The organism is Emticicia sp. (assembly GCF_049241225.1).
GTDB lineage: Bacteria > Bacteroidota > Bacteroidia > Cytophagales > Spirosomataceae > Emticicia.
The window spans coordinates 32,547-51,992 of sequence record NZ_JBMLRC010000008.1 but is presented as its reverse complement, the minus strand read 5'-3'; the positions used below and the strand labels follow the sequence as shown (position 1 = coordinate 51,992).

Annotated in this window: 17 protein-coding genes and 1 tRNA gene; 3 read left to right on the top strand and 15 right to left on the bottom strand. The window is 37.9% G+C overall.

Annotated features, from left to right (window positions below; translation table 11 throughout):
• Positions 1 to 138: 138 nt before the first annotated feature.
• Complete coding sequence (locus ACOVO2_RS00565) at positions 139 to 1,941, bottom strand: DNA polymerase III subunit gamma/tau (RefSeq protein ID WP_421768105.1); 1,803 nt, start codon at positions 1,939 to 1,941, stop codon at positions 139 to 141.
• A gap of 94 nt (positions 1,942 to 2,035) precedes the next feature.
• Between ACOVO2_RS00565 and ACOVO2_RS00560 the strand changes: the two genes are divergently transcribed.
• On the top strand, positions 2,036 to 2,410 hold the full coding sequence (locus ACOVO2_RS00560; protein WP_421768104.1) for a VOC family protein: 375 nt from the start codon (positions 2,036 to 2,038) through the stop codon (positions 2,408 to 2,410).
• Between the two features lie 198 nt (positions 2,411 to 2,608).
• Here ACOVO2_RS00560 and ACOVO2_RS00555 read toward each other — a convergent pair whose 3' ends face one another.
• From ACOVO2_RS00555 to ACOVO2_RS00530, 6 genes are all read right to left on the bottom strand, one after another.
• Entirely contained in the window at positions 2,609 to 3,145 is a 537-nt protein-coding gene (locus ACOVO2_RS00555; RefSeq protein ID WP_421768103.1) for a hypothetical protein, read from the bottom strand.
• A gap of 165 nt (positions 3,146 to 3,310) precedes the next feature.
• Positions 3,311 to 4,576: an adenylosuccinate synthase gene (locus tag ACOVO2_RS00550; RefSeq protein WP_421768102.1), complete on the bottom strand. Its 1,266-nt coding sequence runs from the start codon at positions 4,574 to 4,576 to the stop codon at positions 3,311 to 3,313.
• A 116-nt stretch (positions 4,577 to 4,692) separates the two neighbouring features.
• A complete protein-coding gene (locus ACOVO2_RS00545; RefSeq protein WP_421768101.1) occupies positions 4,693 to 5,160 on the bottom strand; it encodes a Fur family transcriptional regulator in 468 nt (155 codons plus the stop codon).
• A 194-nt stretch (positions 5,161 to 5,354) separates the two neighbouring features.
• Complete coding sequence (locus tag ACOVO2_RS00540) at positions 5,355 to 5,876, bottom strand: hypothetical protein (protein ID WP_421768100.1); 522 nt, start codon at positions 5,874 to 5,876, stop codon at positions 5,355 to 5,357.
• A 30-nt stretch (positions 5,877 to 5,906) separates the two neighbouring features.
• Positions 5,907 to 6,431: a hypothetical protein gene (locus ACOVO2_RS00535; RefSeq protein ID WP_421768099.1), complete on the bottom strand. Its 525-nt coding sequence runs from the start codon at positions 6,429 to 6,431 to the stop codon at positions 5,907 to 5,909.
• 50 nt (positions 6,432 to 6,481) lie between these two features.
• The gene (locus tag ACOVO2_RS00530; RefSeq protein WP_421768098.1) at positions 6,482 to 8,749 is read right to left on the bottom strand and encodes a RelA/SpoT family protein; all 2,268 of its coding nucleotides are present in this window, start codon (positions 8,747 to 8,749) and stop codon (positions 6,482 to 6,484) included.
• A 265-nt stretch (positions 8,750 to 9,014) separates the two neighbouring features.
• Between ACOVO2_RS00530 and ACOVO2_RS00525 the strand changes: the two genes are divergently transcribed.
• Both ACOVO2_RS00525 and ACOVO2_RS00520 read left to right on the top strand, forming a co-directional pair.
• Positions 9,015 to 9,096, top strand: a tRNA-Leu gene (locus ACOVO2_RS00525).
• A 187-nt stretch (positions 9,097 to 9,283) separates the two neighbouring features.
• On the top strand, positions 9,284 to 10,627 hold the full coding sequence (locus ACOVO2_RS00520; RefSeq protein ID WP_421768097.1) for a trigger factor: 1,344 nt from the start codon (positions 9,284 to 9,286) through the stop codon (positions 10,625 to 10,627).
• Positions 10,628 to 10,755: 128 nt separating this feature from the next.
• Here the strand turns inward: ACOVO2_RS00520 and gpmI are convergent, their stop codons facing one another.
• From gpmI to ACOVO2_RS00480, 8 genes are all read right to left on the bottom strand, one after another.
• Positions 10,756 to 12,318, bottom strand: a complete 1,563-nt coding sequence (gpmI, locus tag ACOVO2_RS00515; protein ID WP_421768096.1) for a 2,3-bisphosphoglycerate-independent phosphoglycerate mutase — start codon at positions 12,316 to 12,318, stop codon at positions 10,756 to 10,758.
• 113 nt (positions 12,319 to 12,431) lie between these two features.
• The gene (locus ACOVO2_RS00510) at positions 12,432 to 12,956 is read right to left on the bottom strand and encodes a hypothetical protein (RefSeq protein WP_421768095.1); all 525 of its coding nucleotides are present in this window, start codon (positions 12,954 to 12,956) and stop codon (positions 12,432 to 12,434) included.
• Positions 12,956 to 13,462, bottom strand: a complete 507-nt coding sequence (locus tag ACOVO2_RS00505; RefSeq protein WP_421768094.1) for a low molecular weight protein-tyrosine-phosphatase — start codon at positions 13,460 to 13,462, stop codon at positions 12,956 to 12,958. Before ACOVO2_RS00505 ends, ACOVO2_RS00510 begins: the two co-directional genes overlap by 1 nt.
• A 25-nt stretch (positions 13,463 to 13,487) precedes the next feature.
• Positions 13,488 to 15,146 carry a hypothetical protein gene (locus tag ACOVO2_RS00500; RefSeq protein ID WP_421768093.1) on the bottom strand — a complete coding sequence of 553 codons (1,659 nt, stop codon included), beginning with the start codon at positions 15,144 to 15,146 and terminating at the stop codon, positions 13,488 to 13,490.
• A 143-nt stretch (positions 15,147 to 15,289) separates the two neighbouring features.
• On the bottom strand, positions 15,290 to 16,930 hold the full coding sequence (locus ACOVO2_RS00495) for an amidohydrolase (RefSeq protein WP_421768092.1): 1,641 nt from the start codon (positions 16,928 to 16,930) through the stop codon (positions 15,290 to 15,292).
• Between the two features lie 169 nt (positions 16,931 to 17,099).
• Positions 17,100 to 18,137, bottom strand: a complete 1,038-nt coding sequence (mltG, locus tag ACOVO2_RS00490) for an endolytic transglycosylase MltG (protein ID WP_421768091.1) — start codon at positions 18,135 to 18,137, stop codon at positions 17,100 to 17,102.
• Between the two features lie 7 nt (positions 18,138 to 18,144).
• Positions 18,145 to 19,053: a zeta toxin family protein gene (locus tag ACOVO2_RS00485; protein WP_421768090.1), complete on the bottom strand. Its 909-nt coding sequence runs from the start codon at positions 19,051 to 19,053 to the stop codon at positions 18,145 to 18,147.
• Positions 19,053 to 19,412, bottom strand: coding sequence for a hypothetical protein (locus tag ACOVO2_RS00480; protein ID WP_421768089.1), 360 nt, complete (start codon positions 19,410 to 19,412; stop codon positions 19,053 to 19,055). The genes ACOVO2_RS00485 and ACOVO2_RS00480 overlap by 1 nt, the downstream gene beginning before the upstream one ends.
• Between the last annotated feature and the right edge of the window lie 34 nt (positions 19,413 to 19,446).

The window sequence follows — 19,446 nt, the reverse complement described above, 5'->3', positions numbered from 1 at the left end:
AAAATCAAGCAGAATCCCGTAGGGATGGTATGATTATAGCAATCAAAATGAAAAATCAAGCAAAATCCCGTAGGGATGATATAATAATACAAAGACGAAAAAATTAATGATTATGATTAACTAACACATAAATCCTATCTAAAACACTAACTCCAAGCCTAATTTATCTCTCAATTCTAATAAAGCTGGGTTTTTATTAGCTAAATATTCAAATTTCTCTTGGGCTGTATATGGCCTACGTTCGGTGGTAGTCTCAACAATTTCTGCCACTATCTGAATCGAAGCATTTCTTAATCGCTGACGCAAAAATGTGGCTAAATCTTGCTTCATTTGCGTGAGCGTATCCATCTGAATTTGGTTATCTAACTGCAACTTAAAGGTTGTTCCTTCCAAGATAAACTCCCGTTTGAGCATTACTCGTAGAGTTTCGAGGTCACTTTCGTTGGCAAATGCAAACAAAGCTTGTTGTGCAGCTTCATACGTAAAAGCATCACTATAATTTGGCAAAGCTGGCTCATTATCAACACTTTGCACATCAGCTTTTGGATTAAAAACCGATGTTTCGATATCAACCGTAGAACGCAACTTTGAAGAAGCCATCGAAGGACGAGCAGTAGGCTGTACGCTCGGTGCGGGACTTGGCACAGTCGGAGTAACTGGCCTTGCGGGCATAGCAGGAATCGACTGTACATAACTTGGCTGTGCCTGCGAGGTGGTAGTTGGTGTAGCCGCAGCCACAACCGATTTTTGTTCCGAACTCTCAGCCCTCACTGGAGTTGACGAAACTACTGAATTGCTATTTTTTTTTTCGTCCCCGTTGTTGGGTAGCTCACTCAAATTCAAAACTTGATTTATCTGAGAGAGTTTCATCAGACCAATTTCAACGTGCAAACGCTGATTTTTGGCCGATTTATAATTTATATCAAGCTGACTACCAATACTTAACGAAGAAAAGATATAACCCAACGATAACTTCGCCGACTGCTCAACGTATCGTTGCTGAATAGAATCAGCTACCTGCAAAAGTTTCACCGTTTGCGGGTCTTTACTTACCATGATGTTTCGGAAATGCTCATTCAAACCCACCACAAATTGGTGTCCATCGAAGCCTTTTTCCAAAATTTCATTGTATAACAAAAATGCTTCCGACACATTTCCAGCCGATAGGGCATCGGTCATGCGGAAGTAATAATCATAATCAAGAATATGTAAATTTTCTAAGACAGCCTGATACGTAAGTCCATTACCCGACGAAAACGTTACGTTCAAATCGAACATCGAAAGAGCATCACGCAGACCACCATCAGCTTTCTGAGCGATGAGTTCAAGTGCCTGATAATCAGCTTTTACATTTTCTTTCGTAGCCACATTAGCCAAATGGTCGGCAATGTCTTTTATCTGAATACGATTAAAATCAAAAATCTGACAACGACTCAGAATCGTTGGCAAGATTTTGTGTTTTTCGGTGGTTGCTAAGATAAAAATTGCGTAGCTCGGTGGCTCTTCGAGGGTTTTTAAGAAAGCATTGAAAGCCGCCTGCGAGAGCATGTGCACCTCATCAATGATATAAATCTTGTATTTACCCGACTGCGGAGGAAAACGCACTTGGTCGGTCAGATTTCTAATATCTTCAACCGAGTTATTAGATGCCGCATCAAGTTCGTGAATATTGAACGAAGCATTATTATTGAAACTCTTGCACGACTCGCACTCATTGCATGGCGAAATATCTTCGGTGAGATTTTGGCAGTTGATGGTTTTGGCCAAAATTCTGGCACAAGTTGTTTTACCTACACCACGAGGCCCACAAAACAAAAACGCCTGTGCTAAATGATTCGTACGAATGGCATTTTGCAAAGTAGTTGTGATGTGCGACTGACCTACAACTGTATCGAAAGTGATAGGGCGGTATTTTCGGGCCGAAACAACAAATTTTTCCATGACGCAAGTTACAAAAAAAATGGAATTTTAAGAGATATTCACGCACAGAATCGTATGATTTATTTACTTTTGTGGCGAAAAACCAACCGACAAAATGACTAACAAACTGACAATAAAGGCATTCAACCACGTAGCTTTACAAATATCTGATATTGAAAAAAGTCGAGCTTTTTACTCAGAAATACTTGGTTTAGAAGAAATTCCTGCCCCAACTTTTGATTATCCAGTTGTTTGGTTTAGCTTAGGAAATGGCCGAGAAGTACATCTCATTGGTAGAAAACCCGAAGCTACTTTTACTCCAGTAAGAAGTAATCATTTTGCTCTCGAAGTGAGCGATATATATTTGGCAGAGAAAATACTGAAAGAAAATGGAGCAAATTGCTTACCCATCAAATCTCGCCCCGATGGAATTTTACAGTTATTCCTGACCGACCCTGATGGAAATTTTATTGAATTGTGTCAGATTTGATTAATTCAAACCTCTATGTCTTGCGGCAGAGCCGCCCAATATTTGTAGAAATAAAATTTTTTAATGAAGCAAGGTGCATCGCACCGTGAAATAGTTCCAGTAATATCTCGGTGCGATGCACCTTACAATCACGATTGTTTTGCCAATTTCTACAAATATTTTAGTGCTACGCACTTTTTATATAGGCCGGAACTTGAATCAATTCCCAAACATCGCCTTCAAAGCTCCCCAAAGGGTCTTTTTCAAATCGAGGTTTGTATCAAGCACACGAAGTTCGTCTGATAGTAAAAAATCAACCCCAGCAACATTTTTAGGTTGATAAATATTGAGTAGAATATTCCAGTTTATTTTACCGAGTCCTACACCAAAACTTACAAATTTCTTCGTGACATTCTGAGATAAAAACGACTGATAATCAAGCGTTTGAACCTTGCTTAATTCTACTAAATCAACTTGTTCGAGTGTAAGACCGATTGCTCCGAGAATTTTCACTAAAAGTGCTTTTTCGGACTCTGAAATCGTATCGGTCAGAATCAAAACTTGATTTCGGAATTTGAAAGTTGGAATAACTGGCTTGGCTACCTCTCGTGGCGGAATTGGGGCAGGAATTGGTTCTTGCACAACTGCTTTTTGCTCAACAACTGGTTTGGCTTCCGCAACTTTTGAGCTTTCGGAAACTACATTTTTGTAGAGTGTTTCGGTACTAAAAAGATAATTGGCAAGATTTGAAGTCATGGTTTTTAAGCTTGTAGAACAAGTTTCTAACTTGTTCCTGTTCGCTACTCACAAGTTAGAACCGGTACGGTCCGCCGCAGCGGTTGCGTTCAACCTTGTGTTACAAAATAAATGTGCCACACTTTTCAGAAATGGCACATTTAAAATCAATATAAATTACATTGCTTAACGCAAAATGATTTCTTCACGGTCTGGGCCCGTTGAAATAAAGCTAATCGGTACTTGAAGCTCAGCTTCTAAGTAAGTTACGTAATCAGCTAATTCAGCAGGAATTTGGTCGAATTTACGCATTCCTTCAAGCGAGCAAGCCCAACCTTTGAATGTTTTGTAGATTGGCTCTACATCAGTATCCGTCAAATCAAACGGCATTTGCTCGGTGATAGTACCATCTGGCAAGCGGTAGTGCGTACAAACGTTTACTTCATCTAAGAAATTCAATACATCAACTTTCATCATAATCAATTGCGTTACGCCATTGAGCATGATACTGTATTTGAGTGCTGGTAAATCTAACCAACCCGTACGGCGAGCTCGGCCAGTCGTTGCTCCAAACTCACGTCCTTCTTGGCGGATTTTCTCTCCGAGTTCGTTATCTAATTCAGTCGGGAATGGGCCACTTCCTACACGTGTGCAGTAGGCCTTGAAAATTCCGTAAACCTCTCCTACTGTGTTTGGTGCAACACCCAAACCTGAGCATACACCAGCAGCAGTTGTGTTTGAACTTGTAACGAACGGATACGAACCAAAATCAATATCAAGCAATGAACCTTGAGCACCTTCGGCCAATACTTTTTGTCCGTCTTTCAACGATTGATTAACAACGTATTCGGTATCTTGAAGATTGAATTCTTTCAAAAACTCAAGAGCAGCGAAAAATTCTTTTTCAGCTTCGGTTAGGTCATACTCAAAGTTATGGAAATCTAAGATTTGTGTATGTTTCGCTACTAAAGCTTTGTATCTTTCGGTGAAGTTTGGCGAAATAATATCACCTAAACGCAAACCTTGGCGAGCAACTTTATCAGAGTATGCCGGGCCGATACCTTTCAAAGTTGAGCCAATTTTGGCATCACCTTTGGCTTTTTCGTAAGCGGCATCAAGCAAACGGTGAGTTGGAATGATTATGGCAGTTTTCTTAGAAATAACTAAGTTTTTCTTCAAATCAAGGTTATATTTTCCTAAACCATCAATTTCTTTCTTGAAGATAATTGGGTCGAGTACCACACCATTTCCGATAATATTTAAGCAATCGGTGCGGAAAACACCCGATGGAATTTGGTGTAATACGTGTTTATTGCCGTTGAATTCGAGCGTGTGACCAGCATTTGGGCCACCTTGAAAACGTGCAACTACTTGATAATCAGGAGCAAGTACATCAACAATTTTGCCTTTGCCTTCATCGCCCCACTGTAAGCCTAAAAGAATATCAACCATTTTTGAATTAAGACGGAGACACCCGTCTGATTAGAATTGAGAATGTAGAATGACCATATTCTACTATTAAAACCTTTATTTTTTTACTCGAAAAATCAAAATTCTAAACCTCAGCTTCAAGAAGCTACCTTATTCTCACAATTTTCTCGCTCACAATTACCATAAAAAATCAGCGAATGGTGCATCACTTTAAACTTTAGCATATCGCCAACCATGTTTTGGATATTCTGCACACGTGGGTCGCAAAACTCCATTACCTTGTGGCAGTCAACACAAATGAGGTGGTCGTGCTGCTTAGAGCCATAAGCCTTTTCGTATTGAGCTAAGTTTTTGCCAAACTGATGTTTTTTCACTAAGTCGCACTCAACCAATAAATCGAGGGTATTATAAACCGTGGCACGGCTTACTTGATATTTCTTATTTTTCATAGAAATATACAAATCTTCTACCTCGAAATGGTCATTTCTTGAGTAAATCTCTTCCAAAATTGCGTATCTCTCGGGCGTCTTACGGAGCAATTTTGTCTCCAAATAAGCCGTAAAAATACTTTTTGCTGATTCAAAATTTGAAGGATTAGAAACCATTTTATTAAATGAGTTTGACTATAATTTTAGGATAAAATTACTAATAAAATACAGAACTTCCATCATTAAAAACCGTATTGCCCCAATTAGCTATGTTTATTTCAATCAATTCTTAAATAAATACCAAAAGCACTGAGTTTCTTCAGTGCTTTTGAGCAATTATAGCTATATTCTGATGGACTTTACCCAAACAATTATTTTAAGGAAATTGAAAAGCCAACAGCATTATTTTCGGTTATTCCAAATTGTATTTTATTGATATAACTTGTTTTATTTCTTGATTTCACCATAGAATTGTAAATATCTACCGAGTGCTGAGCAAGCTCGTTGGAAGATTCTACCAAGCTCAAACCACCGGCAATAAGACCTATACCCATTAATAATTTAGGCAAACTTCTTATCTTGTAATCAACCTCTTTACCGTCAACAATAGCGGTGGCATCTACTCCTTTAAGTGCTACATAAGCTAGGCCAAACCCTCCAACGGTCACAACGGGCCCAACTGGCTTTAGTACATTCGACCATTTATATTTTACTCTTGACTGCCAAGTATTCTTAAATAATTGATTTATCTTTTTTGACGAAATCTTAATTCCATCTTTGTATATTTGGGTCGTTAGAAATACTCTTTTGGCATAGAGTGTATCATTCTTTTGTGCAAATACATTACAAAAGCTAAAACATATAAAAATCAAAATAATTATTCTTTGTTTCATTCGAGATTTTATGAAATTTACTTTCATAACTTATTTTAAAGAAATAGAAAAACCAACAGTATTGCTTTGGGTTAGACCAAATTGAACTTTATTAATGTAGCTTATCTTTCGGCTTGATTTGAGCATCGAATTATAAACATCCACCGAATGTCGAACAAGTTGATTCGAGGATGCTACTAAGCTGTAACCAACCACAAATAAACTTGCACCAATTGTAAGCTGGGGTAAACTAATAGACTTATAACCAACTTTTCTACCTTCAATGGTTGTCGAAACATTTACTCCTTTGATAGCAAAAGTAGTTAAGCCTATACCCCCGACTATCCCTAAAGCTCCGGTGGTTTTCAAAACTCTCGACCATTTATAATTTACTTTTGGGGCCCAAGTATCCTTAAATAAAGCTTCAACGCTTTTTCTCGACAACCTAACATTATCTGAATAGATATTTGTTGATAAGAAAGCTCTTTTACTGTAAAGTGTATCTTGTTTTTGTGCAAAAAGCTGCACAGAATTAATATATACAATAATAAAGACAAGTATTTGAAGCTTTCTCATTTTTTATGCCGAAAAACCTTATTTTAGTCAATAGTCATAGTTTTCAAGGATTACTCGACATCAACCCTCGTTACTTTGTTCATTCCTTCTATGCCATTAAGCTTTTGCATTAATGTTTCCAGATGTCGTGTATCCTGTACATAAAGTTTGATATCGCCCGTAAATATACCATCATTTGTGTCAACTGCCAAAGAACGCATATTGATATGTAATTCGCTGGAGATAACTTTAGAAATATCCTGAATCATACCCATACGATCAAGGCCATCAAGGTGAATACTTGCTACAAATGCCTTTGCCACCTGCGAAGACCAGCGTGCCTTAATAACTCGATTACCATATTGCGAAAGCAACTGTTGAGCATTTGGGCAAGTATTACGATGAATTTTAATTCCTTCATTGACAGTCAAAAATCCAAAAACATCATCACCGGGAATTGGACTACAGCATTTAGCCAGCGTGAAATCAATTTCTTGTAAATCATCACCAATAAAAAGCGTATCAACACCTTTTACTTTCTTGATTTCTTTCTCAAAACTTTTTGCATCAATAAATGCCTTATTATCAAGCTCTATCTTAGCTTGTTTATTGATTCTGGCATCTCGATCAGCTTTAAACTTCTTTATTTCATCCGAATGGATATAGCCTTTACCGAAACTATAATAGAGGTCGTTATAATCTTTTTTATTGAAATATGCCCGAAGTTGATTGAGTGTTTCGAGGTTATTTTCAAGCCCCAACACTTTGAATCTTTTGGCAATAATTTCTTTTCCATCACTGAAATAGACCTTATTTTCTTCTTTCAACAAATCTTTGATGCGAGCTTTGGCTTTTGAAGTCGTAACGAAACGTAACCAATCTTCCGAAGGCTTTTGGCTTTTAGTAGTCAGAATTTCAATCTGGTCGCCATTTTGCATTACATAACTAATCGGCACCAATTGGCTGTTTACTTTCCCGGCCGTACATCTTTTACCAATATCAGTATGTATTTCGAAAGCAAAATCAAGGATCGTGGCTCCTTTACGCAATACTTTCAAATCGCCTTTCGGAGTAAAAACAAAAACCTCTTCATTGTAGAAATTGCCTCTGAAATCTTCCAAAAACTCAATGGCTGATTTATCCTCCGACTCAAGCGTTTCACGAACCTGATTTATCCATCGGTCAAGCGGAGCATCGGTTGAGGTATCATTTCCTTTATATTTAAAGTGAGCGGCATAACCACGTTCAGAGATTTCGTCCATGCGTTCGGTGCGAATTTGCACTTCTACCCATTGGCCTGTTTGGCTCATTACGGTTGTATGCAATGACTCATATCCGTTGGCTTTCGGAATCGAAATCCAGTCTTTCAAACGATCAGGATTGGGCTTATATTCATCTGTTACGATAGAATACGCCTGCCAACATGCCGACTTCTCTTTTTCGGCGGGTACATCTTGCAAGATAATACGAATGGCAAACAGATCAAAAATATCTTCGAAAGAAGTATGCTTGTTTTTTAGCTTATTCCAGATCGAATAAATATGCTTTGGGCGACCTTTGATAATAAAGTGGATTCCTGCATCATTGAGTTTTTTCTGAATAGGCTTAATAAAATTCTCAATAAAACGGTCACGGGTAGCCTTTGTGGTTTTTAGTTTATTGGCTATGTCTTTATAAATATCCGGCTCGGTGTATTTCAGATATAAGTCTTCGAGCTCAGACTTGATTTTATAAAGCCCTAAACGATGTGCCAGTGGAGCATATATAAAGATTGTTTCATGAGCAATTTTTAGCTGCGAATTACGAGCCATGCTTCCGAGTGTACGCATATTATGAAGGCGGTCGGCGAGTTTTATCAGAATAACCCTCACATCTTCTGAAAGTGTAAGAAGCATTTTTCTAAAATTCTCTGCTTGTGCCGATGTACCCTGCTCAAAATTACCTCCGATTTTAGTCAGACCATCAATAATACGAGCAACTTTCGGACCAAATTCATTCTCGATGTCTTTGAGAGTCATGTCTGTATCTTCAACCACATCGTGCAACAAAGCACAAATGATTGATGTAGCTCCTAGACCTATTTCTTCTACACAGATTTCGGCAACTTCTAATGGATGAAAAATATAAGGTTCGCCTGACTTTCGTCGCATATCCTTATGAGCCTCCATTGCAATAGTAAACGCCTTTTTTATTTGTTTAGCATCATCGCCTTTTAAAACGGGCTTGGCGGCTCTAAAGAGTCTTCGATACCTTGCCAATATTTCATTGCGTTCTTTTTCTAAATCAATCATCGCTCCTTGCTGACTAACTTGCATTACATCTATTACTTCTTGCTCCATCACAATCGCCCTCCTTTTTTTATTGTTTTGTTGTATTTTCGTAACACTAAGTTAATAGTAAGACTTAAAGGAACAAATTTTTTTCTATTATTTAGTCGTGTGAAATGTTTGTTTCGAGGCAAAAAAATAATTGTAATAAAAATTATAAAATATTTTTTAATTTTAGGTTGACACAATCAAAAAAACTCTTTACCTTTGCAGCCCAAATGACAAGGAAACCATCGTAAAATAATTTGTTTTTGATAGAATTGTCAGACTGGAAAATGCGGGCGTGGCGAAATTGGTAGACGTGCCAGACTTAGGATCTGGTGCCGCAAGGCGTGGGGGTTCGAGTCCCTTCGCCCGTACGAAAAAACCCTCTGAACCTTGCTTGGTTAGGGGGTTTTTTAGCTTAAATCAATGCTATTAGCATGTTGCTTACATAATAATTATCGACTGTAAGCTTTCTCATCAGTGAAATATTAAAGTTCTTGTTTTTTAAAGCTAAAGCCCTAAAGCTCAATGCTAAAGGCTAAAAATCAAAAATAATCCTCAATGGAAACTACATTAGATAGAATTTCTTCTACCGAAGGCAGATTGAAAGTAACACTCACAGAGGCTGACTACAAGCCAGAGGTTGATAAAAAAATCAAACAATACAGCAAAACTGCTCAAATAAAAGGCTTCCGCCCTGGCATGGTGCCAAAAGAATATATCCAGAAATTACACGGTAAAAGTATCTTAGTTGATGAGGTAATCAATATGGTATCGAAAACTGTGAATGATTATATTTCTACAAACAAGCTACGTGTTGTGGGCGACCCAATGCCCGATAACGAAGCTGCTCAGAACATCGACTGGGACAACCAAAAAGATTTTACTTTTGAATACCAAATTGGTACTGCTTCTGACTTCACGGTAGATTTATCGAAGGTTCCAGCTATCAAAACTTATGATATTGCGGTTTCGGAAGATAAAATCAACGAAGCAATCGAAGATGTACGTAAGCGTTTCGGAAAAGATGCTGAGGTTGAAGAAGTAGAAGCTGGCGATATGATTTTTGGTACTTTGAAACAAGAGTCTTCGGAATTTGAAGTAAAAGATGCCACTATCCCGACTGACCGTGTGAAAGAAGAATCGGCTCACATTTTCAAAGGTTTAGAAAAAGGAAGTAGCGTGAAATTTGATATTCAATCAATTTTCTCGAACACAAAAGATTTAGGTTTTGCTACGGGCAAAACTGAAGAAGAAGCGGCAGCATTGAGCGGTGAGTTTGAATTGACAGTTGAGAAAATTACTCGTGTTGGTGCAGCAGATATCGACCAAGAATTGTTCGATAAGGCTCTTGGACAAGGAAAAGTAAACAACGAAGAAGAATTCAGAGCTGAAATTGCGAAAATCATTGGCGAAAACTACGCTCGTGAAAGCGAATATTTATTAGACTTTGAAGTTGAAAAAACACTTTTAGATAATATCTCAATCGAACTTCCTGACGAATTCTTGAAAAAATGGTTGTTCAATATCAACGAAGGTAAATTTACTGAAGAAGATATCGAGAAAGACTATGCTGCTTTTGCAAAAGGTTTACGTATGGATTTGATTCGTAATGAAGTTGCTTCAAACAACGAAATCAAATTAGAATTTGCTGATATTTTGGAAGAAGTAAAAGCTGAAATGAGAAACTATTTCGGAGCCTACTCTTACGAAGGTTTGGAAGAAATGATTGACCAAATGGCTCGTAAAACTTTGAAAGAAAACAAAGATAACGCTGTTCGTCGTTATACTGACCGTGCATTTGGCAAGAAAGTACGTGAGTTCTTGAAAGCAAACGTTACGGTTGAGAAATCATCAGTTAGCGTTGAAGAATTCAACAAAGTTGCTGAAACGGTTTACGCATAAGCCCCTAACCCCTAAAGGGGAATAAAGTATCAACAAAAATCCCCCTTGAGTTTTCTCTTGGGGGATTTTTGTTATATGGTATTTACGGAAGACTTCGCTTAAAGCGAAGTCTTCCGTTTTGGGTAATTTTAAATCAAAACATTTCCAGTCATTTCTTTTGGAATTTCTACGCCCATCAAAGTCAGAATCGTAGGGGCAATATCGCCTAATTTACCATCTTTCACCTCAAAAGTGTCAGTTTTGTCAACAATAATACACGGTACAAGGTTAAGCGAGTGTTGCGTATTTGGCGTTTTGTCGTCGTTAATCATGTAATCGGCATTACCGTGGTCGGCAATTACGATGAATGTATAACCATTTTTCAAACCAGTTTCTACCACTTGCTCTAAGCATTTATCAACTGCTTCTACGGCCTCAACAACTGCCGAGAAAACGCCCGTATGACCAACCATATCGGGGTTGGCAAAGTTTAGGCAGATAAAATCTACTTCGCCTTTTTCGAGTTCGGGTAAAATGGCGTTATCAATATCAAAAGCGGCCATTTGTGGCTTCAAATCATAAGTAGCCACATCTTTTGGAGATGGACAAAGCAAGCGACTTTCACCCTCGAATGGTTGTTCGTGTCCACCGGAGAAGAAGAATGTTACGTGCGGATATTTTTCTGTTTCAGCAATACGAATTTGTTTTTTCTTCGCTCTTTCCAAAACTTCACCCAAAGTATTATTCAAATTATCTTTTTCGTAAATAACCTTCACATTTTTGTATGTTTCGTCATACATTGTCATGGTTATGTAGTAAAGATTCAAGGCTTTCATGCCGAAATCTGGGAAATCTTTTTGGGTAAGCACTTCCGTAATTTCACGCCCACGGTCAGTACGGAAATTGAAACACATCACCACATCACCCTCTTCGATTACCGCCACTGGTTTTTCGTCTTCTACGATTACGATTGGTTTCAAAAACTCATCGGTAATACCTTCGTCATAGAAATCTTGGATCACTTGTGGCAATTCTTCAATCTGAATTTTTACTTCTAAGCCTTCTACGTTTTCGTCAACTGCTGCAATACCATTTACCATGGCATCGTAAGTCATTTTTACACGCTCCCAACGCTTATCTCGGTCCATTGCGTAATAGCGGCCCGTTACCGAAGCCAATTTACCACCTGTTTGCTCAAGTGTTGCTTGAAGCTCCGCCAAGAAGCCTTTTCCACTTTTTGGGTCGCAGTCACGACCATCAGTAAACGCATGAACGAAAACATCGGTCAAACCATAATCGCCAGCTGCTTTGGCAAGTCCTTTTACGTGGTCAATGTGTGAGTGAACGCCACCATCCGACACTAAACCTATAAAGTGTACTTTCTTGCCATTGGTTTTGGCATATTCAAAAGCATCGACCAAAACTTGTTCTTTGGCCAAATGTCCTTCTTCAACAGCTATATTGATTTTTTCTAATTCTTGATAAACTACTCGGCCAGCCCCCAAATTCATGTGACCAACTTCTGAGTTACCCATTTGTCCGTTTGGTAAACCTACGGCACGACCGCAAGCCTCAAGCGTACTGTTTGGGTATTCGCTCATGAGTTTTCTGAAATATGGCACATTGGCTGCTTCGATTGCCGAACGCCACTCTTCTCCTTTTTTAGGAATTCCCCATCCATCAAGGATGATTAAAGCTACTTTTTTGTTCATAAGTTAAACCCCTTGCCCCAGAGAGGAATTTTATTAAAACGAATCGTATGAGGAGGCTCTTGAAGCATACGAATTGTAATGAATTCTTTGGTTAATTGATTCCCCAAATTTACTCATTTTTTTTTCAATTCGGCTAAAACTTTCTTTCCTCTACTATTTATTCCTGCCGAACCATCTTGGTGTTTGAGCAATAAATCTTCGATTGTTACTTGCAGTTCGGTTTTGAGTTCAGGAAAATATTGAGTGATTCTGAAGCAAACAGTCATCGAGAATGCAACCACAGCAATAGCTTCATTATCAGTCAAATAACGAAAACAAATATCATAAACTTCACCCATAAACTCCTCGGGGATTTCTATAAATTGCCAAATTCTGACAATGTTTCGCCTGACAGCCCCATGAATTTCGGGTTCGTGAAGTTTATCAATTAAGTTTCGGAAATATGGTTTTATCAAGAACGGATACTGCTCGGCACACTCGCTTACAATCCATGACGAACGCTGCGTGGTGCGGTAATCTCCTTTCAAGAAAATCTGCATCAGTTCAGCGAAACGGTCTTCGTCGCTACCAATGTAGTCGGTGATTTTCTTAGCGTTGGCTTTGGAATGTTCTCGAAGAATTTCTTGGTGAAGGTTCATTACTCCTCTGTTTTTACGATTTGATGTTTTTCAATCAAATAATCGAGCAGAGCTTCATTACTACGCAAAACTATTTGGTAGACATCCTCGAAGAATGGTTCGGATTCATAGTATGGGTCTGGTACCTCTTTGACGCCACGGGTTTCAGGGTCGTGGTCACGGAGCAAAAAAAGCTTTTCAGCCGATGGTGTTTTGTGTTTGGTTTTGTAATACAAATCATTCACATCTTTGAAATTTGCTTCGTCCATTACCACAATGTGATCGAAAGCATCTAAGTCTGCAACCGAAAGTTTACGCCCACGATGCGTAAGTTTTAGTCCATGTTTTTCGGCATTTTTTATGGTACGTTGGTCGGGCAATTGACCAATGTGATAGCCAGCCGTACCAGCCGAATCACATGAGATTTGGTCTTCTAGTCCACGCACTTGCACCAATTCTCGGAAAGTTGCTTCGGCTATCGGCGAACGACAAATATTTCCGAGACAAACAAAAAGTACATTAATCATAATCTTAGAATAAAATATTTAAAAATCACATGACAGTTCCTTTAATTCCCTCAAGTAGAGCATTCCAAAACGTAGAAAAGAATCCTTTTTGAGGGTTGCGTTGAAAATTGACAACTACTGTTTTTACAGGTTTATTTCGTAATGGATTACTTCTCTTCAAAACGCTTTTATTGGCAACAAACGACAAAAGTTTCTTTATTTTCATGACTTTGGTCTTTTCTTGCTCTTTCATCAAACTTACCTTTAGGTCATGATACAAAAACGTGACTGGGCCACGTAAACCATATTTATCGCCCTGTAAATTAAACGAAAAACTATCAAGAATACCAGAATCAACTTTTGCTTTTGCCAAAGCATTAGTCACTTGATTAAGGTCAGATAAGGGCATTGCCGCTACTTGTCCTCTACAACCAAACGCTCCTTTGGGGTCTTTTAGGTTGAAGTTGAAAACCAAATTTACGAGATTTTTCTTCATAAACCTCGTTGACAAATATGCTTCGCAGGTTGGATTTTGTTGCAAAGGCAATGTATCGTTTGTGACATTGAGAAGTTTACCCTTGATATTATTGAAATATAAATATCCAGTCAAGCGTGTTTCGGGGTTGTACTGCGAAAACGTGATATTAATTTGTTGGAGACTTATTTTTTGAATATTAAACTTTAAATTAAGCTGAGCAAAAGCCTGATGCGGGTAAAGTCGATAGTTGATTTTGGCAGGACGTATAAATGGACGCTCATCTGAAAAAACATTTAATCTTCCTTTATCTATGCTTAATTCTTTGGCGTAAATTTTCTTTTCATCGAGTAGTTTTTCTAAATCTATATTCGAGACTTTGATGGCTTCGCAAACAACTGCGATTCTATCATTACCATTCGTACGATTTCCATATTCAAAAGGTTTGTAATGTGGTTGTAAGGTTAACTTTTGCACCGTAAGGGTGCGATTCTCGCTCGAAAACTCCAGAGTATTTAGTCTAAATGTATTCAATGAATCGGCCGAAGGAAACTCGAATTTCTCTAACCTAACAATGCATTGCTTAGAGTAATAAAATCGTGCGGTATCCTTGTGCGAAAGAGAGTCAATTAATAAATTGGAAACTTCTAAATCTAACCTTGCAATTCTACTACTTTTAGTGCGTTGCGATTTTGATAAATTGGTGTAAGTCAAACTAATATTTTCGAGATTTATTTTATCAACCGAAAAAGATTCAACAAATCTTGAAATTGCCTGATAAGGCGTTTTGGCTTTATTGGAATTATTATATGCGTGTTTTTCGTGAAGAATCTCAATGAATGGATTTTCGACGGAGATTGTACTAATACTTAGTTTTTTTGAAAAAATGATAGTCCATGGCTTTAAACCTGTCAATTTTATTTTCTCGATTTCACACTTAAAAACATTGTCGGGGAGTTTTTTTTCATTTCTCAACTTATCAAATAACATCGAATCGGCCTTCCAAGTCACAACTCTTATTTCGGCATTGCCCGTAATGGGGCTATACTGAATATCTTTAAAATCTATTTGATAGAGACCATTTGTTGAGGTAAGAATTGCTTCTTTGATTCGGCTTGATAATAAAGGTTTTAAACCCCAAATCCCTATTGAACTTACTATAAGACTGAAAAACAGTAATACGTAAGAGGTAATAATTAAGATTTTGCGAGGATTTATTAACGGTTTCATTGCATACAGCATTTAGCATTTTACAAAATATCGGTTGTGTGACGTAGTAAAATACCTTATGCTTCAATACCCGTGGCCTAAATGTATCTCAATACGTTAATAATATTGACTAAAAATTCGTGCCACGGGTATTTCAAAAAGGCTTAATGAACCTTCTCTCCACCAACAAATGTATTCAGAACCTTTACATTTCTCAATTTTTCTTTCGGAGCGAGCATCAAATCATCTTCTAAAATCACAAAATCTGCCATTTTCCCTGCTTCTATGCTACCTCTTTCTTTTTCTTCAAAATTGGCGTACGCACTCCAAATTGTCATGGCTCTTAGGGCTTGTTCACGCGTAAGTGCATTTTCCATCTGAAAACCTCCTTCGGGGAAATTCTTAGCATCTTGACGAGCCACAGCCGAATGAAAACCGTATAAAGGATTTACAAATTCAACGGGAAAATCGCTACCGTTGGCCAAAAAACCATTTTGTTTCAATAAATCTTGAAAAGCATAAGCAGTTTTGACACGTACATCGCCCAAACGTTCGTCAGCCCAATACATGTCAGATGTAGCGTGCGTCGCCTGAATCGAAGGAATAATTGAGTATTTACCAAACTTCGGAACATCCTGTTTATCAACCACTTGTGCGTGTTCGATTCTCCAACGGCGGTCGTTTTTGGTTTTCAATAATTTACCATAAATATCCAAAATCAAACGATTGGCCGAATCGCCAATACAGTGAGTATTTGCCTGAAAACCCGAATTGTAGATTTGTGTAAGGCTGCGTTCTAATTCAGCCGCACTCAACAACAAAAAGCCAGTTTTTGAAGGCTCATCGCTGTATGGTTTGAGCAAACAAGCTCCTCGTGAGCCCAAAGCACCATCGGCATATAATTTAAACGAACGCACATTGAGGCGGTCGGTTTTGTAAACTCCTTTTTTGATAAAATAATCAAGGTTTCTGATTCCGAGCGAAACCATTACATAATTACGGATTTTCAACGAACCTTCTTTGTTCATTTTATCAATCAAATCAATATCGTCTTGATTAAGACCCGCATCTGAAACTGTTGTAAGTCCAAATTTAAAACACTCTTTCTGAGCGGCCAAAAGCATTTTTCGTTTATCTTCTTCGGTAGCCTGCGGAATAACCCTACGCACCAAGCCCATGGCATTATCGACCAAAATCCCAGTCAATTGGCCATCAATTACTTCCACATCACCCCCATTTACCTTACTTGCAGGCGAAATTTTTGCCAATTCAATCGCTTTTGAATTGACTACTGCCGCATGACCATCAATACGAGTCAAGAAAACAGGTTTATTCGGAAAAGCTTTATCGAGTAATTCTTTGGTTGGGAATACTTTTACATCCCAATCGTTTTGATCCCAGCCACGGCCAATCAGCCATCTATCACCTTTGTGCTGGGCTTCAAATTTTTGTAGGCGTTCGATGATTTCGCTGTAAGATTTTGTATCAACCAAATCGCACTGACTAAGCATTTGGCCAAGCCCCAAAAAGTGACTGTGGGGGTCATACAAACCAGGGAAAACGGGTTTACCTTTGGCATCGATTTTTTGTTTGGCAGTGTATTTGGCCAAAATACTTTTTGAAGTGCCAGTTTCGAGAAATTTCCCGCCTTTGATAGCAAATGCTTCGGCTTTTGCAAATTGATTATCGACGGTGTAAACCACCGCATTATGCACAATGAGGTCGGCCGTTTTTTTCTGTGCGAAGAGCTGAAACGTGGCAAATGACAAAGAACTTAGAAGTAGATTTTTGAAAATAATTTTCATAGGGTAGTTTTATAGTTTGTTTGGTACAAACATACAAAAAAGCGAAGTAATCTGACGTTTACTTCGCTTTTTTCAAGTTACAAACTTGAATTTATAGTCGATTCGAGTTACAAACTCGAATCAGCGGTGTTCTTTTAAAGACTATTTGTTAAAAATTGCATACAAAAGATTATTTAATATTCGCTTTATCAAGTGCTTCTTGGAAAATACGAGCATTATTGGTGTGTTCTTCGAAAGTTTCGGCAAAATTATGATAGCCCGAAAAATCTTCTTTTGCACAGAAATACACGTATTTATGACGTTCGTAGTTCAAAACAGCATTTAAAGCCACTGGCTCTGGCAATGCAATTGGGCCAGGAGGCAAACCTGTATTTTTATAAGTATTGTACGGTGAATTTACAGCTAAATGCTTGTAGAGAATACGACGTAAAGAAAAATCACCAACGGCAAATTTAACAGTAGGGTCGGCTTGCAAAGGCATATTTGCAGCCAAACGGTTGATATATGCTCCCGCTACACGTGGCATTTCGTCAACTTTATTCGTTTCCGATTGCACGATTGACGCCAAAACCGCCACTTGAATCGGTGTCATATTGATAGATTTTGCTTGAGAAAGACGTTCGTCAGTCCAATATTTATTGTATTCGTCGTGCATTCTTGCCATAAATTTCTCAGGCGTGGTTGTCCATCTGATAAAATAAGTATTCGGCAAAAACATACACATAATGGTAGTTGTATCGAAACCAAATTTCTGGCAAGCCTCTGGATTACTTAACAAATCAACCAATTCTTCGGTTTTAAACTCAAAACGTCCGCCCATTTTTTTAATCAAATCTGATTTTAAGCGTACGTTATTGAAAGTCAAACGAACTTCGTCTTGCTCGCCTCGGCGTAGTTTTCCGATTACTTCACGGTTGCCCGAATTTGGTTTGATGATGTAGCGTCCAGCCTTTACTTTTTCAGGGTAATCCATGAATTTTGAGAGAAATTGGAAAGAAATTTCGTCATGAATTACTTTATGTTTATGCAATGAATCAACAACGTTTTTGTAAGTTCCTCCAGTTGGGATATACAAAACGAAGTCTTTTTTGCCCTCGACATTCAGGTTGGCACTATTGGCGACTTGCCAAAAATAAAAGGATAATGTAGCCGCAACGGTAGTGACAACTACTAATGCGTAGGCAATGAATTTTCTGTTTTTTAACATTTTGTAATTAAAAATTTGTAATAGTTTTCAAAATTTTCTTTTTCAGTTTACCCGAAAGCTTATCGGATTCTTGAATGATGGTTGCTTTAAGTTCCGCCAGACTTCCGTTTCGTAGTTGTATGAAATTATGCACGGTGCTTATGGTATAACAAATAAACACTACATGATTTTCATCTAATTGATTTCGGAATGAGTTGAATTCTTTTAGAAATGCAAAGGTAGGAAAGGCATTGTTATCTAAGAAAAAAACTTGAGAAGACTTTAAGGAGATTGTTGAATTTTCTGATAAAACTCTTTGATAGAAACGTGCTGTGTCGGGTGGTTTTGTGGCAAATATTTGCTCGATAACACTCGGAATTTTCTCAAATCTATCATCGTGGTCTTCCATGCGTGTCCATCGGGCAAAACCTTTTTCTTTTAATTGAGATTCGTAACGCAAGAAAATACTCAATTTACTGATGAGTGCAGGCACAGCCATGAGCCTTAGGTGGAAAGAAAAATCGTTTTCTCGCAGCATATCAACAGTTTGATAAACTGCATTGATGTTTCCACCCAGTGTACTATCAATAATAAGATTGAATTTGTTTTCGATACAGTGTTTTATTAAGCGTTCTGTCCAAGCAGAAGCGTACGGGTTTACGAGATTAGCGGCATTTTGAAGTGTTTCGGGATTTTGTTGGAGGACAGCATAAGCAGGATGATAAAGTCGGAGGTCATCGGTACTGATAAAAATAAAGTCTTTTTGAAACTCTTTTTTCACTTCGTTTACCAAGAAAGATTTTCCAGAGCCAGGTTGTCCACCTAAAATTATACCTATGGGATTTATTGACGGTTCTTTTTCAAAAAGATATTTCTTCTTAATTTTTTCAAAAACTCTTTCACTAAATTCGCTTGATAATTCGATATTGTATTCCATTACCCCCTTAACTTTTCAATTACTTTAGCTTCTTTCATTAATCTAATCAATAATGACTGTCTTTCTTTTAGCGAATATTTAAAATATTTACTTCGTTCACGTATCAATTCTATACTGGCATTTTCCCAAGCAATTAACTTTGCTTCATCTACTTTTACATTCTCCTCTTCTTGAAGTTCAAGTAACGAATAGCCCGCAATCACTTCCGCAAAATAATTTTGGAGGTTTTCGGCCATTAAAAATTCATCTTCCCAAGATAGAGGAAGAAATGGCACACCGATTTCAGCCAATTGGCTTTCAATTTCGTGCCAGTCCATCGAATCACTCTTAGGAAGGTCTTTTTCGGTTATTGCTACCATAATTCAATATTTTTATCAAATATAATTATTTCCA

Bases quoted from the DNA above. Each gene is read 5' to 3' on its own strand.
- ACOVO2_RS00560 (WP_421768104.1), top strand. From the start codon at position 2,036: ATGACTAACAAACTGACAATAAAGGCATTCAACCACGTAGCTTTACAA.
- ACOVO2_RS00545 (WP_421768101.1), bottom strand. From the start codon at position 5,160: ATGGTTTCTAATCCTTCAAATTTTGAATCAGCAAAAAGTATTTTTACG.
- ACOVO2_RS00535 (WP_421768099.1), bottom strand. From the start codon at position 6,431: ATGAGAAAGCTTCAAATACTTGTCTTTATTATTGTATATATTAATTCT.
- ACOVO2_RS00510 (WP_421768095.1), bottom strand. From the start codon at position 12,956: ATGAACCTTCACCAAGAAATTCTTCGAGAACATTCCAAAGCCAACGCT.
- ACOVO2_RS00500 (WP_421768093.1), bottom strand. From the start codon at position 15,146: ATGAAACCGTTAATAAATCCTCGCAAAATCTTAATTATTACCTCTTAC.
- gpmI (WP_421768096.1), bottom strand. From the start codon at position 12,318: ATGAACAAAAAAGTAGCTTTAATCATCCTTGATGGATGGGGAATTCCT.
- ACOVO2_RS00480 (WP_421768089.1), bottom strand. From the start codon at position 19,412: ATGGTAGCAATAACCGAAAAAGACCTTCCTAAGAGTGATTCGATGGAC.
- ACOVO2_RS00485 (WP_421768090.1), bottom strand. From the start codon at position 19,053: ATGGAATACAATATCGAATTATCAAGCGAATTTAGTGAAAGAGTTTTT.
- mltG (WP_421768091.1), bottom strand. From the start codon at position 18,137: ATGTTAAAAAACAGAAAATTCATTGCCTACGCATTAGTAGTTGTCACT.
- ACOVO2_RS00565 (WP_421768105.1), bottom strand. From the start codon at position 1,941: ATGGAAAAATTTGTTGTTTCGGCCCGAAAATACCGCCCTATCACTTTC.
- ACOVO2_RS00505 (WP_421768094.1), bottom strand. From the start codon at position 13,462: ATGATTAATGTACTTTTTGTTTGTCTCGGAAATATTTGTCGTTCGCCG.
- ACOVO2_RS00555 (WP_421768103.1), bottom strand. From the start codon at position 3,145: ATGACTTCAAATCTTGCCAATTATCTTTTTAGTACCGAAACACTCTAC.
- ACOVO2_RS00540 (WP_421768100.1), bottom strand. From the start codon at position 5,876: ATGAAACAAAGAATAATTATTTTGATTTTTATATGTTTTAGCTTTTGT.
- ACOVO2_RS00495 (WP_421768092.1), bottom strand. From the start codon at position 16,930: ATGAAAATTATTTTCAAAAATCTACTTCTAAGTTCTTTGTCATTTGCC.
- ACOVO2_RS00520 (WP_421768097.1), top strand. From the start codon at position 9,284: ATGGAAACTACATTAGATAGAATTTCTTCTACCGAAGGCAGATTGAAA.
- ACOVO2_RS00530 (WP_421768098.1), bottom strand. From the start codon at position 8,749: ATGGAGCAAGAAGTAATAGATGTAATGCAAGTTAGTCAGCAAGGAGCG.
- ACOVO2_RS00550 (WP_421768102.1), bottom strand. From the start codon at position 4,576: ATGGTTGATATTCTTTTAGGCTTACAGTGGGGCGATGAAGGCAAAGGC.